Consider the following 13,931-nt stretch of genomic DNA (forward strand, 5'->3'; position numbering starts at 1 on the left):
GATTTGCCGACCATTTTAGGCACCTATGTTTCACGTGAAACATGCGACTATCGGCGACGACCTGTGCCGGCCGAGTAGGCCGCCCGCGGCCGTATCGAGGCCGCTACAGGGTGATTTCGATACGCCGGTTGGTTCCTCGCCGGCTACTTGATCGGCGCATTCGCGTGTTCAGTCGGCGCCGCGCTCTGCTTAGTCGATTCGTTTGGGTGGCCGACCCGTGCTGTCCGTGGCGGGGATACTGGCCGATGAAGTGCGCCGGTCGAGTAGGCCGTCCGTGGTCGTGTCGATGCCACTGTGAAGTGACCTCGATACGCCCGCTCGTTCGTGCCGCGGCTACCCAGTCGGGGCGAAAGGTTAGATAGACCTTCCCGCCCACTGTGGGCGTCCATGTTTCACGTGAAACATGCAACCATCGGCCACCAGGTGCGCGTTCGGAGTAATCAGCCTGCAGTTTTGTCGGGGCCACGGTCAAGTGATATCGATCTGTCTGCTCGATCCTCGTGTAGCTGCTCGATTCGGCCATCAGGATGGTCTATGAGTAATCCCCTGCCGGTCAGTCTTCTCGGCCGGGTTGTCTCGCGGCGGGAGAGTGGTTTCTGCTGCGCCGTGTTCAGTCGACGGACCAGAACTGTTCGTGGGGGGACTGAGGCAGACGAAGTGCTCCGGTGGATCGGCGGGCCCCTGTTATGTCGAGGCCGCTGTCAGGCTATTTCAATACGCCGGCTCGTTCCTCGTGCGGCTACTCAATCGGCGCGTTCGTTTGTTTAGTCGGTGTCCCTCCGCTTAGTCGACCCGGCTGGGTTGGCCGTCGGGTCCGAACTGTCCGTGGCGGGGTCTCTGGCGGACGAAGTGCTCCGGCCTAGCAGGCGGGCCGCAGGTATATCGAGGCCACCGTTGGGTGATTTCGATACGTCGGCTCGTTCCTCGCTCGGCTACTCAATCGGCGCGGAGGGATGAGATCCGGCTGGCCGACAGGTTTGGATGTCCTTGTTTCACGTGAAACATTGACTGAGTATGTCGACCACTCCTAACGCGACGCGTCAGCGGGAAGACCTGTGACTCGGGCAGGATCTGCTCGACCATATTCCACAATCGCTCGTCCTCAAATCTCCTACTCGATTCCGTGGCCACGAGTCAAGACGCGCGCCAAACTTTTCGTTCGCTGAAACGGATCCTAAGCGATTTTCGGCTCGGCGAAAATACCCGAAATCGGGACCAGATTCGACCGATTCTGGTCTCAACTTAGAGTTTCCAGCGGCGACAGGTACTTTGGTCTAGGGACGATATCGTTTCGACATCTGGTCGCTTCAGTGGTCGATCGATGTCTCCCATCCCCCTCCCTCGACCTCGGGTCTCAACAGGTCGACAACGGAACTCAGCAAGTCAGGATTTGTGGATGTCAACGGAAGCAATCGGCGGAGCAGCATCATTCGATGCGTCGACGCCCCTGGCTCGTGAACTGGCCGACCTCTCGAACCGGCGACGCAATTTTGCCAAACGTGTTGTGCCGCTGCCGGAGACCACGAGGGTGTTCACGGTCGCGAATCAGAAGGGGGGCGTCGGTAAGACCACGACGACGGTCAACCTTGCCGCCGCCCTCGCGAGGAGCGGAGCTCGAGTACTCGTCATCGACCTCGACCCACAGGGCAATGCGTCGACAGCATTGGGAGTCGAACACCGCGCTGAGACGCCGAGCGTCTACGACGCTCTGATCCGAGACGAGCCCATGTCGGATCTCGTGCAGAAGAGCCCCGAGTTCGACACCCTGTTCTGTGTGCCGGCGACCATCGACCTGGCAGGTGCCGAGATCGAACTCGTTCCCATGGTCGCCCGCGAGCAGCGGCTGCGCAGCAGCGTCGACACCTACCTGCAGGAGTCATTCGACGCCGGCGTCGCCTACCACTACGTCTTCATCGATTGCCCTCCCTCGTTGGGCCTGCTCACCATCAACGCGTTCGTCGCAGCCCACGAAGTTCTCATCCCCATCCAGTGCGAGTACTACGCACTCGAGGGTCTGAGTCAACTGCTCAAGAACATCCAGCTGATCGAGCGTCACCTGAATCCCACTCTGGCCGTGTCGACGATCCTGCTCACCATGTACGACGGACGCACACGCTTGGCATTCCAGGTCGCTGAGGATGTGCGCAGCCACTTCCCCGACCAGACGCTCACCGCCGTCATTCCGCGGTCGGTGAGAGTGTCGGAGGCTCCCAGCTATGGTCAGACCGTGATCAGCTTCGACCCCAATTCCCCCGGCGCGCTCTCGTATTTCGAGGCCGCAGCCGAGATCGCAGACAGAGGAGCGCCCACCGATGGCAACTAAAAAGAGAACAGGCCTGGGCCGCGGAATCGGTGCCCTCATTCCCACGAACGATGCGGTCGACGCCGACGGTCGGCCTGGAGCCCGGCCCGTCGATGTCTTCTTCGCGGATCGCGGCGATGCGACGGTGTCGTCACTGCCGCAGGCGAGTCGGACCGAGACGGAGCTGGTCGAGGTACCGGGTGCGCGGCTAGCGCACCTGAACCCTGCCGACATCGTTCCCAACGCGAAGCAGCCTCGTGCCGTCTTCAAGGAGGACGATCTGGCCGAGCTCGTGGTGTCGATTCGCGAGATCGGTGTGCTGCAGCCTGTCGTCGTGAGGCCTCTTCCCGTCGTGGATGGCGAGAGGCCCAAGTACGAGTTGGTCATGGGCGAGCGTCGTCTGCGGGCCACCCGTCAGGTCGGCCTCGACACGATCCCGGCGATCGTCAAGGACACCGCAGACGAGAACATGCTGCGCGATGCTCTGCTCGAGAACCTCCACCGCTCAGAGCTCAACCCGCTCGAAGAGGCGTCGGCCTACCAGCAGCTGCTGAGCGACTTCGGCATCACTCAAGACGAGCTGGCTACGCGCATCGGCCGGTCGCGCCCCCAGATCACCAACACGATTCGCCTGCTTCGCCTACCGGCCGCAGTACAGAAGCGCGTTGCGGCGGGAGTTCTGAGCGCGGGCCACGCGCGGGCCGTGCTCTCTGCCGGCGATGCCGAGGCGATGACCCGCCTGGCCGACAAGATCGTGAACGAGGACCTCTCGGTTCGCGCTGCCGAGGCGGCGGCGACAGCCGTGCCGAAGCCGGCGAAGGCCAAGACGGCCGCGGGCACGAAGCGGGGTCACCTCGATGAGATCGCTGATCGACTGGGCGATCGCCTCGACACTCGTGTGAAGGTCAGCCTCGGCAGGACCAAGGGCCAGATCGTCATCGACTTCGCGACCATCGGTGACCTCAATCGCATCCTCGCGGAACTGGGCGACAAAGGCTTCGGTCGCCCCTAAGCCGCTCCCACTCCCCTCAACGCAACAACCCCGATGTTTCACGTGAAACATCGGGGTTGCGTCGTTAAAGACCAGGGAGGGCATGTTTCACGTGAAACATTCCGGCTGCAGGTCAGGCTGAGGCGTCTGCGATCGCCTTCTCGCCCAGAGCCTCGTACACCTGTCCGAGGTTGAGCCCTGCAGCCTGGATGGCCTGTGGGACGAGGGAGGTCTCCGTGAGGCCGGGCAGAACGTTCGCCTCGAGGAACCAGACGATGCCGTCATCGTCGACGATCAGGTCGACGCGAGAGATGTGGCGAAGTGCCAGCGTGTTGTGAATCGAGAGTGCCGTGGACTGGGCCAGCTCGGTGATGTCACTCGACAGGCGAGCGGGCGTGAAGAAGCGGGTCTCCCCCGCGTTGTATCGAGCGTCGTAGCCGTAGACGCCGAGGCGTGGCTCGATCTCGACGGCGGGCAGCGCGTAGGGGCCATCGCCGGTGTCAATAACGCCGACCGAGATCTCGGTGCCCGAGACGCGACGCTCGATGAGTGCGACATCACCGTACGTGTAGGCCTCGACGACGCCCCTCCGAAGGTCATCAGTATCGGCGACCATCGTGACGCCCTGTGCCGACCCACCCATGGCCGGCTTCACGACGAGGTCCGTGCCGAACTGGCTGGCCACGCGATCGAGGACCTGAGCCGAACCGAGCTCCCGGAACGTGTCGCGAGGAAGGGTGATCGACTCCGGCGTGGAGAACCCGGCACGCGCCACGATGACCTTGGCTGTGGGCTTGTGCCAGGCCAGCCGACTGGATCCCGGCTGCGACCCGACGTAGGTGATGTCGAGAGCATCCAGCAGTGCGCGCAGGGCGCCGTCCTCACCGCTGGCCCCGTGCAGGGCGGGCCAGACCACGTCGGGACGGTTCGTCTCGAGATAGGACAGCAGCGACGCATCCGGTTCGCGCAGAATCACGGTGTGCCCACGGTCGAGCAGGCCGTCGGCCACGCGCCGACCCGATCGAAGTGAGACGTCGCGCTCGTGCGAGATGCCTCCGGCCAGAACGACGACGGTACGAGAGGTCACGGTATTCATCCCTAATTGGTGTTGGGCGGCGGTGCTGTGTAGTTGTCGTCACGACGGACGGCGGTGAGGGGCCCTGTGGCCGAGAATGACTCGAGCAGGTCGCGCTCGGCATTGATGACGCTGGTGAGGCGTCGGATGCCGAGCTTGATCTGCTCCGGTGCGGGATAGCAGAACGAGAGTCGAATGTTGTTGCGGCCCTGCCCGTCGGCGAAGAACGCGGTTCCGGGCGTGTAGGCCACGAGTTCGGTCACCGCACGGGGCAGCATCTGCTTCGAGTCGAGATAGTCGGGCAGCGTGAGCCAGACGTAGAAGCCGCCGTTGGGGTTGGTCCAACTCAGGTCTGGCAGGTATTCGGTGAGCGCTGAGAGCATGGTCTCTTTGCGCTCCTTGTAGATGCCACGGAAGGTGTCGATCTGGCCCTTCCAGTCGGCCGTGTCGAGGTATTGGCTGATGATGAGCTGGCTGAACGAACTCGGGCTGAGCACGGCGGCCTCGTTGGCGAGGATCAGTTTCTCGCGGATGGCGTGGGGCGCGAGGGCCCAGCCCACTCGGAAGCCCGGCGCGAGGGTCTTCGAGAAGGTGCCCAGGTAGATGACGCCGTCGGTTTCGAGCGACCGGATGGCGGCGGGCGGCTTCTCTTCGAAGTAGAGCAGGCCGTAGGGGTTGTCCTCGAGAACGAGAATGCCCTCTGACCGGCAGATTTCGAGGATCTCGACGCGGCGTTCCCAGCTGAGCGTGACGCCGGCCGGGTTGTGGAAGGTGGGGATCGTGTAGAGGAACTTGATGCGCTTGCCCGCGCGCTTGAGGCCGGCGATATGCTCGCGCAGAGCCTCGGGGATGAGCCCGTGCTCGTCCATCGGGACGTGCTCGATCTCGGCCTGATACGACTTGAAGATGACCACGGCGGTGACGTAGCTGGGGCCCTCGGAGAGAACGACGTCGCCCGGGTCGAGGAAGAGCTTGCTGACGAGTTCGAGCGCGTGCTGCGAGCCCGTGGTGACGACGACATCGTCGACGCCCGCCTTGATGCCCTCGAGCGCCATGACGTCGAGGATCTGCTCACGAAGAGCGGGAACGCCCTGGCCCGATCCGTACTGGAGTGCAGCCGCACCGTTGCCGGTCATGACACGATTCATCGCGTCGATGACGAGGTCTTGGGGAAGACCCGAGACGAAGGGCATGCCTCCGGCGAGCGAGACCACCTCGGGGCGGGAGGCGACAGCGAAGAGTGCACGCACCTCGGAGGCCGCCAGGCCTGCCGCCCGGGCGGCGTAGTTGCCGTACCAGGGGTCGAGGTTGTTTCCTGTGCCACTTCGAGTGTTGTCGTTCACGCGCATGTCCTGACAGTGGGTCATTCTGGTTTCAGATCGCCTGATTCCAGACCGAAATTCCATACTAACCAGCCCCGGGCGTGTCGAATGCCGGGCGGAACGCATCCGGGGCCACAGGCATCCGACTGGCCCTTAACGCCGACAGGCCCCCCGCGATGAGCGGGAGGCCTGTCGAGTCGAGCGATCTACGCGAGGAAGTCTGCGAGGTCCTTCTCGAGCGCAGCCTTGGGCTTGGCGCCGATGATGGTCTTCACGACCTCGCCGCCCTTGTAGACCTTGAGCGCGGGGATCGACGTGATCATGTACTTCGCAGCGGTCTGCGGGTTGTCATCGACGTTGAGCTTGACGATCTCGATCTTGTCGCCGTGCTCGTCGGCGATCTGGTCGAGGATGGGGCCGACGGCGCGACACGGGCCGCACCACTCTGCCCAGAAGTCGACCAGGATCGGCTTGTCGGACTGGAGGACGTCGGCATCGAAGCTGGCGTCGGTGACTGCCTTGGCGTTGGACATGATTGCTTCTTTCGTTGAAAGGGGAAAACTAGTTGACGGGGATGAGGTCTTCGGCGGCTGCGTCAGGAGCGACGTGCGCCGCCTGCGCTAAACCCGCGAGGTAGTGCTCCGCGTCGAGGGCCGCGACGGTTCCCGACGCGGCGGCCGTGACGGCCTGGCGGTAGGTGTCGTCGACGACGTCGCCGGCCGCGAAGACGCCGGTGAGGTTGGTCTTCGAGCTGCGGCCGTCGACGGCGATGGTTCCGGATGCCGTGAGCTCGAGCTGGCCGTGAACGAGGTGCACCCGCGGGTCGTTGCCGATCGCGACGAACAGGCCCTGCACGGGCAGCTCGCTCTGCTCTCCCGACACGGTGTTGCGCAGCGTGAGAGCCTCGACCGTGTTCTCACCGGAGATGCCGACGACCTCGGAGTTCCAGACGAACTCGATCTTGGGGTTGTCGAAGGCACGCTGCTGCATGATCTTCGATGCGCGGAGCGTGTCTTTGCGGTGAACCAGGTAGACCTTGTCGGCGAAGCGGGTGAGGAACGTCGCCTCCTCCATGGCCGAGTCGCCGCCGCCGATGACGGCGATGGTCTTGGTCTTGAAGAAGAAGCCGTCGCAGGTGGCGCACCACGAGACGCCGCGGCCGCTCAGGCGCTCTTCGTCTTCGATGCCGAGTTTGCGGTACGCGGATCCGGTGGCGAAGATGACCGACAGGGCCTCCTGGTCGCCGCTGTAGCCGGTGCTGACCTTCTTGATGTCGCCGGTGAGGTCGACGCTGGTGACGTCGTCGAGCAGCACCTCGGTGCCGAACTTCTCGGCCTGCTCCTGAAGCTTGCCCATGAGCTCGGGGCCCTGGATGCCTTCGGGGAAGCCGGGGAAGTTCTCGACGTCGGTGGTCTTCATCAGTTCGCCGCCGGCCTCGACACTCGAGGCGATCAGGAGCGGGTTGAGCCCCGCCCGCGCAGCGTAGATGGCCGCTGTGTATCCGGCAGGACCGGATCCGATGATGATGATGTCGCGCACGTGCGTGTCAGCTCCTTGAAAGGGTGTCGCGAGGTCGCCCGGAAGGGCGCCTCACTTGCCTGGTACAACACATCCTATTCCGCGGATATTCCGCCGTCAGGGGACAGCGGGCACCTGGTCGGAAACTAGGAGGAACGGCGCGTGACGCGCGCGAGCAGGGGTGTGAGCGCGTCGTTCAGTTCGGGCGACTTCAGCAGGCGGAGCGCGCCGATATAGAGGACCGACAAGACGAGACCGATAACGATCATCGACAACAGAACGCCGACGTAGCCGCTCACGCCGTAGCCTCCGTCGTTCGCGAAGCCGAAGACGACGGCGAGTGCGATGCCGGCAGCTGCGGCGGGTACGAGTGCGCCGAGGTCGCGTGCCAGGCTCCGGGCCACCGTGGCGCCGCCCAGCCCGCCGAGTCGGCGGCGGATGAGGACGGCCGCGAGGACCGCCTGGAGGATGCCGGCGGCCGACAGTGCGAGTGCCACACCGACGCCGATGAACTCCTTCGGAACGAGGACGAGCACGAGGAGGGCGCCGATGGAGAAGAGTACGGCCTGGAACAGCGTGATGAAGAACGGAGTACGGGTGTCGCCGAGCGCGTAGAACGCCCTGAGGATGACGAACAGGATGCTGAAGGCGGGGAGGCCGACCAGGAACGCGATGAGAACGTTACCCATGGCCACCGTGGTCGGGTAGTCGAACTTGTTGAAGAGACCGCTGAAGGGATAGGCGACGACGATCAGCACCACTGTGGCCAGCATCATGATCAGAGAGATGACACGAATGGAGGCCGACAGGTCGCGGCGGACCTTCGCGAGGTCTCCCTCGGCGGCGTGCTCACTCATGCGGGTGAAATAGGCCGTAGCGATCGACACGGCGACGATCGAATGAGGAAGCATGAAGATGAGCCAGGCCGTCGACAGCACCGTCGTCGATGCGTCGTCGCCCGAGGCGGTGATGACGACGCGCGTCTCCACGATTCCGGCCAGCTGGGTGACCATGAGCATGGCGAAGGTCCAGCCCGCGAGCTTGCCCGCCGTGCCGAGACCCACTCCCCGCCACCGGAAATCGGGACGATAGCGCAGACCGACCCGTCGCCAGAAGAAGAAGAGCACGAGGGCCTGCACCGCGACGCCGAGCGTGGCTGTTCCCGCGAGAACGGCCACCTTGTCGGGCGTCCACCAGTCGAGGTCGCCCACATTCAACGCGGAGGGGCTGAAGGCGACGTTGAAGGCGACCAGGCCGAGAATCGCGACGATGTTGTTTAGCACGGGCGTCCAGGTGAATGGGCCGAACGAGTTCCGGGCGTTCAGAACCTCGCTGAGCACGGAGTAGACGCCGTAGAAGAAGATCTGCGGCAGGCACCAGTAGGCGAATGCGGTCGCCAGGGCGAACTGACCGCTCGACGAGGGGTCGGCCACGATCGTGATGAGCATCGGTGCGAGCAGAGTGGCAATGAGGGTGGCAGCGCCGAGCACCACGAACGCCACGGTCACGAGCTTGTTGATGTAGCCCGCTCCCCCGTCGGCGTGCCGTGCCGCTCGCACGATCTGCGGAACGAGGATGGCGTTGAGCATGCCGCCCGCCACGATCACGAAGATCGTGTTCGGCAGCTGGTTGGCGATCGTGAACGCGTCCGTTCCCAGGCCGATCGTGCCGATGGTCTGGATGAGGACGAACGCCTTGACGAAGCCCAGGATGCGCGACACGGTCGTGCCCGAGGCAAGGATCGCGCTCGCGCGTCCGAGGTTGGGCGCAGGTTTGGCGGAGGTGTCAGCCACGCGGCTCCTCGGTATCGGATTCAGCGGCGGAAGCGGTCCGCGCAGCCGCATCCGGATCATCGTCTGGATCGCCAGCGGTCTCGGCGGCCGTCTCGGCGGTGTTCTCCGCGGCACGGTTGTGGCGCCGCTTCAAGAACAGGCGGATCGCGGCGAAGATGAGCAGCGCGCCGACGACCCCGCCCACGAGCCACGAGCCCGCGACCTCCCAGTCGGCGGAGACGTTCACGGGAATGAAGGTGGGCTGCGCCGAGATGAGGATGCCGGTGGGGCTGACGAGCTCGGCGCGCACGATGGTGTCTCCGTTGGCGACTCCGGCCGTGATCGGCACCTTCGCCTGCTTGCTCGAGGACGCCTCGACGGTGATCGAGACCTCTCTCTGAACGACGAGCCGGAAGTTCGAGGGCGAGAGCCGCACGGTGAGGGTCACCGGATACGGGAGCTTGTTCTCGACGAGCACGGGCATGTCGCCGGTATTGCTCACCAGGTTGATGGGCGAGCCCGCGACGATCGAGACGGCTCCCAGTGTCTGGGTCGAGCGGTCGGCCTGCGCCTGCATGGCCACGTTCCAGCCGCCCGAGTTCGAGGCCCAAGAATTGGCCAGCAGCGAGAGGATATTGGCGCGGTTCTCGCCGAGCAGGTTCGTGGGGTCGGCGATGATGCTCGAGAACGCGGCGACCTGGTTCTCGGATGCGAGGAGTGCGGCGACCTGGCCGGTGCGTTCGGCGGGCTCCGGCTGATCGACGACCGTGGCGTCTGCCGCGGGGGCCTGGGCGGCGAAGCCGTCGAACGCGGTGGTCGACGACCACGAGAGTGCGTCGAGCGAATTCAAGGCGTCGGAGAGCGCGGTTCCGTCGGAGGGCGCCGACCGGTCGAGAGTGGCGAGGATCGTGCGCGGGCTGCTGTCGTCTTCATTGGCCACGACGGCGAGGCTCGACGCGAGGTCGGAGAGCGACTTCTGTCGTTCCGTCGCGGTGAGTGCGCCCGCTGCCTCTCGAAGCGGCGTCGATACCGTGTCGTCGGAGACGAGCACCGTGTTGTCTCCTGCGCGAACGACGCCGCCCACCGCAGACGACGGGGTCGACACATTCGACGACGAGACGATCGTGGTCGTGAGGCCGTTCGCCGCGAAGTACGGCAGATCGCCGGCGGTGACGGTGTCGTCTCTCGGCCAGGCGATCGAGGTGCCCGTGTAATCCCACTGGAGAAGCGCGCTCGTGTCGGGCACGGCATCCGGTGTCGGGCTGGGCGTGGGCGTCGGCGTCTCGGTGGCCTCGCCACCGGGAGAGACGGCGGCGGCGCCGGTTGTGGGCGACGGGCTGGTGGTGGGCGGAGCCAGGTCGACGAAGTCGGCCTCGTCGAGCGCGTAGTCGAACGAGGTGGGGGTGAGCAGCTGGGCGGAGCCGGCCTGGCTCATCGCGGCGACGTCGGCGTCGGCGTAGCTCAGAGGATAGATGGGATTGGATGCGCCCTGGAGCCGCTCGAGCCACGAGATCGCGCTAGAGGGTGCCGTGCTTCCCAGGGCGCGGATCGACACGATGATGCGCGGGTCGATGAGGATGCCGACGGGCCGGCCGATCACCGCGTCGAGTTCGCGAGTGAGCAGGCCGTCGTCGGCCGTGATGGTGGCGAGCGTGGCCTCGGGAATGAGACCCGTCTGCCCGGGCTGCGTGGTGAGGGGAACGGCGACCGCGACCCGGGTGGGTGCGGGAGCGTCGGCGCCGTTGAACACGACCGACGTGTGCGCGACCGTCTCGGTGCCGTCGCCCTGTTCGAGGGTGCCGGTGATGCCGTGCACGCCCCAGTCCTCGAACGGCACAGAGGCGGCGGGAATCGTGGCCTGCACGACGTGTTCCTCGCCGGGCTTCAGGGCGGGAACGGCGACGCTGGTGATGATGGCGTCGGAATCGACCGTCGAGCTGTCGTCGGCGGGTGAGAGCCACTCCGCCAGGTCTGCGCGGGTGGAGATGAACTCTCGATCGACCGCGACCTGCAACGAGGCCCCGTCGATCGTGGTCGAGCCGGAGTTGGTGAGAGAGGCGGTGACTGTGAGGTCTGCGCCGGGCTGCGCCACTCCCCCGTTGGCCGGGGCCAGAACGACCTGCACGGGCTCCTCCGCGGCGTTCGCGGCAGCCGTCACGGGCACGATGCCCAGCATCGACGACGCCACCACTCCCAGGCCCAGGAGGGCGGGGATGGCGCGCAGGCGTCGAGGAGGAGGCAGGTTCATAGGGGCTTTCGTCGAGGCAGCGTGGGATGCGGCCTCGCGTAGATTCTAGGTCGCACAGGCTGGGAAGCACGGGAGGCCGCTCTGCCCGTGCCGCCCGGCGCTCCTCGGTAAACTGTCGGAATGCAGCGAACTGTCCAGGAATCCATGGTTCGGCTGCGCTCTCTCAGCGAGTCGTCGCCCGTCGCCCCGCTGGCCGCCGCCTTCAACGCGGCGGGCTTCGAACTCGCCCTCGTCGGCGGCCCGGTTCGAGACGCCTTCCTCGGGCGACCGGCCAAAGATCTGGACTTCACGTCGAACGCCACCCCCGACGAGATCCTCGCGGTGCTGAAGAAGCTCACGAAGAGCACCTGGGACATCGGCCGGGACTTCGGCACGATCGGTGCCCTGATCGACGGCGAACAGGTCGAGATCACCACCTACCGCTCCGACAGCTACGACCAGCAGACCCGCAAGCCGATCGTCGAGTTCGGCGACAGCCTCGAGGTCGACCTGTCGCGCCGCGACTTCACCGTGAACGCCCTCGCCCTGCGGCTGCCCGAACTCGTTCTCGTCGATCCATCGGGCGGCGTCGAAGACCTGCTCGAGGGCATCCTGCGCACGCCGTCGACGCCGGCCATCTCGTTCGGCGACGATCCCCTGCGCATGCTGCGCGCCATCCGGTTCTCGGCGCAGCTCGGGTTCGATCTCGACGCTGAGACGATGGATGCCCTGAGGACGATGGGCGAATCGCTCACGATCATCTCGGCCGAGCGCATTCGCGACGAGTTCTCGAAGCTGCTGCTCACGCCCGCGCCGCGCCGGGGAATCGAGCTGCTCGTCGAGACGGGCCTCGCCGAGCTCGTGATGCCGGAGATCCCCGCGCTGCGCCTGGAGCGCGACGAGCACCACCACCACAAAGACGTCTACCAGCACAGCCTCACCGTGCTCGACCAGGCCATCGAACTCGAGGAGTCGCGCGGCTCGTTCGAGGGACCGGATCTGGTGCTGCGCCTCGCCGCTCTGATGCACGACATCGGAAAGCCGGCCACGCGTCGGCTCGAGCCGGGCGGCGTCGTGACCTTCTATCACCACGACGTCGTGGGCTCGAAGATCGCCAAGAAGCGTCTGCGCGAGCTGCGCTTCGACAACGACACCATCAACGACGTGGCCCGGCTGATCGAGCTGCACCTGCGCTTCTTCGGCTACACCGAGGGCGCGTGGACCGACTCTGCCGTGCGCCGCTACGTTCGGGATGCCGGACCGCTGCTCGAGCGGCTGCACATCCTCACCCGGGCCGACGTGACCACGCGCAACAAGCGCAAGTCGCACATGCTGTCGTTCGCCTACGACGACCTCGAGACCCGCGTGGCCGAGCTCGCCGAACTCGAGGAGATGCAGGCCGTGCGACCCGACCTCGACGGCGAGCAGATCATGGCGATCCTCGGCATCCGGCCCGGCCGCGAGGTGGGCGAGGCCTACCGTTTTCTGCTCGAGATGCGCCTCGACGACGGGCCCCTCGGAGAAGAGGAGGCGACCCGCCGTCTGCTCGAGTGGTGGGCTAGCCGTTCTTCTGGATGAAAGATTCCAGTCTGGCGCGAGCCTCGTCGTCGGGCAGCTGCACGGCCGGCGACTTCATGAAGTAGGCGCTGGCCGACTCGACCTGCCCTGACAGGCCGGCATCGAGGGCGATCTTCGCCGCGCGCACGGCGTCGATGATCACGCCGGCCGAGTTCGGAGAGTCCCACACCTCGAGCTTGTACTCCAGGCTCACGGGGGCATTGCCGAATCCGTGGCCCTCGATGCGCACGTAGGCGAACTTGCGGTCGTCGAGCCACGGCACGTGGTCGCTCGGGCCGATGTGGATGTCGCGCTCCGGCAGGTCGATGTCGATGTTGCTCGTGACGGCCTGGGTCTTCGAGATCTTCTTCGACGCGAGGCGCTTGCGCTCGAGCATGTTCTTGAAGTCCATGTTGCCGCCCACGTTGAGCTGGTAGGTGCGGTCGATGGTGAGGCCGCGGCTCTCGAACAGGCGGGCGAGCACCCGGTGGGTGATCGTGGCGCCGAGCTGACTCTTGATGTCGTCGCCGACGATCGGCAGGCCGGCCTCGACGAACTTCGCGGCCCAAACCGGGTCGCTCGCGATGAACACCGGGATGGCGTTGACGAATGCGACCCCGGCATCGAGCGCCGCCTGCGCGTAGTGCTTGGCCGCCTCCTCCGATCCGACGGGAAGGTAGCAGACGAGAACCTCGGCACCGCTGTCGCGGAGGGCCTGAGCCACGTCGACGGGTTCCGCCTCGGACTCCTCGACCATCTCCGAGTAGTACTCGCCGAGGCCGTCGAAGGTCGGCCCGCGCAGCACCGTGAGGCCGGTCTGTTCGACGTCGGCGAAGCGCAGGGTGTTGTTCTCGCTGGCCCAGATGGCGTCGGCCAGGTCTTCGCCGACCTTGGCCGCGTCGACGTCGAACGCCGCGACGAACTCGAGATCGCGCACATGGTGCGGACCGAAGCGCACGTGCATGAGCCCGGGCACCACCTCGTCGTCAGCGGCGTCGCGATAGAACGTCACGCCCTGGATCAGCGAGTTGGCGCAGTTTCCGACTCCGGCGATGGCGACTCTGATGCTCATGTGACACGTCTTTCACTTCGGGAACGGCAAACCCCACAATGCTAGCCGCCATACGGAGGTCAAAGAATTTTCAGAAAGTCCCGTCATAACCGAGC

Annotated in this window: 10 protein-coding genes; 3 read left to right on the forward strand and 7 right to left on the reverse strand. The window is 65.5% G+C overall.

The genetic code is table 11. The features are described 5' to 3' along the window. Positions 1–1,396: 1,396 nt before the first annotated feature. Positions 1,397–2,323, forward strand: coding sequence for a ParA family protein (locus ASF06_RS04690; protein WP_055943896.1), 927 nt, complete (start codon positions 1,397–1,399; stop codon positions 2,321–2,323). Then, positions 2,313–3,314 carry a ParB/RepB/Spo0J family partition protein gene (locus ASF06_RS04695; protein WP_055943898.1) on the forward strand — a complete coding sequence of 334 codons (1,002 nt, stop codon included), beginning with the start codon at positions 2,313–2,315 and terminating at the stop codon, positions 3,312–3,314. The genes ASF06_RS04690 and ASF06_RS04695 overlap by 11 nt, the downstream gene beginning before the upstream one ends. A gap of 112 nt (positions 3,315–3,426) precedes the next feature. Here ASF06_RS04695 and ASF06_RS04700 read toward each other — a convergent pair whose 3' ends face one another. The 6 genes from ASF06_RS04700 to ASF06_RS04725 form a co-directional block, all read right to left on the reverse strand. Further along, positions 3,427–4,389 (reverse strand): D-alanine--D-alanine ligase family protein, encoded by a 963-nt coding sequence (locus tag ASF06_RS04700; RefSeq protein WP_055943901.1) that lies wholly within the window; start codon positions 4,387–4,389, stop codon positions 3,427–3,429. 2 nt (positions 4,390–4,391) lie between these two features. Beyond that, positions 4,392–5,711, reverse strand: a complete 1,320-nt coding sequence (locus ASF06_RS04705; RefSeq protein WP_235500892.1) for an aminotransferase-like domain-containing protein — start codon at positions 5,709–5,711, stop codon at positions 4,392–4,394. A gap of 185 nt (positions 5,712–5,896) precedes the next feature. Beyond that, positions 5,897–6,223, reverse strand: coding sequence for a thioredoxin (trxA, locus tag ASF06_RS04710; RefSeq protein WP_055932603.1), 327 nt, complete (start codon positions 6,221–6,223; stop codon positions 5,897–5,899). Positions 6,224–6,251: 28 nt separating this feature from the next. Further along, positions 6,252–7,229, reverse strand: coding sequence for a thioredoxin-disulfide reductase (trxB, locus tag ASF06_RS04715; RefSeq protein WP_055943908.1), 978 nt, complete (start codon positions 7,227–7,229; stop codon positions 6,252–6,254). Positions 7,230–7,354: 125 nt separating this feature from the next. Then, on the reverse strand, positions 7,355–9,001 hold the full coding sequence (gene murJ / locus ASF06_RS04720) for a murein biosynthesis integral membrane protein MurJ (protein WP_055944196.1): 1,647 nt from the start codon (positions 8,999–9,001) through the stop codon (positions 7,355–7,357). After that, the gene (locus tag ASF06_RS04725) at positions 8,994–11,228 is read right to left on the reverse strand and encodes a DUF6049 family protein (protein WP_055943911.1); all 2,235 of its coding nucleotides are present in this window, start codon (positions 11,226–11,228) and stop codon (positions 8,994–8,996) included. The genes murJ and ASF06_RS04725 overlap by 8 nt, the downstream gene beginning before the upstream one ends. A 120-nt stretch (positions 11,229–11,348) precedes the next feature. Here ASF06_RS04725 and ASF06_RS04730 point away from each other — a divergent pair, with 120 nt between their 5' ends. Continuing rightward, complete coding sequence (locus ASF06_RS04730) at positions 11,349–12,785, forward strand: CCA tRNA nucleotidyltransferase (protein WP_055932615.1); 1,437 nt, start codon at positions 11,349–11,351, stop codon at positions 12,783–12,785. Here ASF06_RS04730 and ASF06_RS04735 read toward each other — a convergent pair. Continuing rightward, a complete protein-coding gene (locus tag ASF06_RS04735; RefSeq protein WP_055943914.1) occupies positions 12,766–13,836 on the reverse strand; it encodes an inositol-3-phosphate synthase in 1,071 nt (356 codons plus the stop codon). The genes ASF06_RS04730 and ASF06_RS04735 overlap by 20 nt on opposite strands. Positions 13,837–13,931 lie beyond the last annotated feature (95 nt).

Source organism: Agreia sp. Leaf244 (assembly GCF_001422695.1).
GTDB lineage: Bacteria > Actinomycetota > Actinomycetes > Actinomycetales > Microbacteriaceae > Agreia.

Coding starts and splice junctions, on each gene's coding strand:
- ASF06_RS04690 (WP_055943896.1), top strand. CDS start 1,397: ATGTCAACGGAAGCAATCGGCGGAGCAGCATCATTCGATGCGTCGACG.
- ASF06_RS04695 (WP_055943898.1), top strand. CDS start 2,313: ATGGCAACTAAAAAGAGAACAGGCCTGGGCCGCGGAATCGGTGCCCTC.
- ASF06_RS04700 (WP_055943901.1), bottom strand. CDS start 4,389: ATGAATACCGTGACCTCTCGTACCGTCGTCGTTCTGGCCGGAGGCATC.
- trxA (WP_055932603.1), bottom strand. CDS start 6,223: ATGTCCAACGCCAAGGCAGTCACCGACGCCAGCTTCGATGCCGACGTC.
- ASF06_RS04725 (WP_055943911.1), bottom strand. CDS start 11,228: ATGAACCTGCCTCCTCCTCGACGCCTGCGCGCCATCCCCGCCCTCCTG.
- ASF06_RS04730 (WP_055932615.1), top strand. CDS start 11,349: ATGCAGCGAACTGTCCAGGAATCCATGGTTCGGCTGCGCTCTCTCAGC.
- ASF06_RS04735 (WP_055943914.1), bottom strand. CDS start 13,836: ATGAGCATCAGAGTCGCCATCGCCGGAGTCGGAAACTGCGCCAACTCG.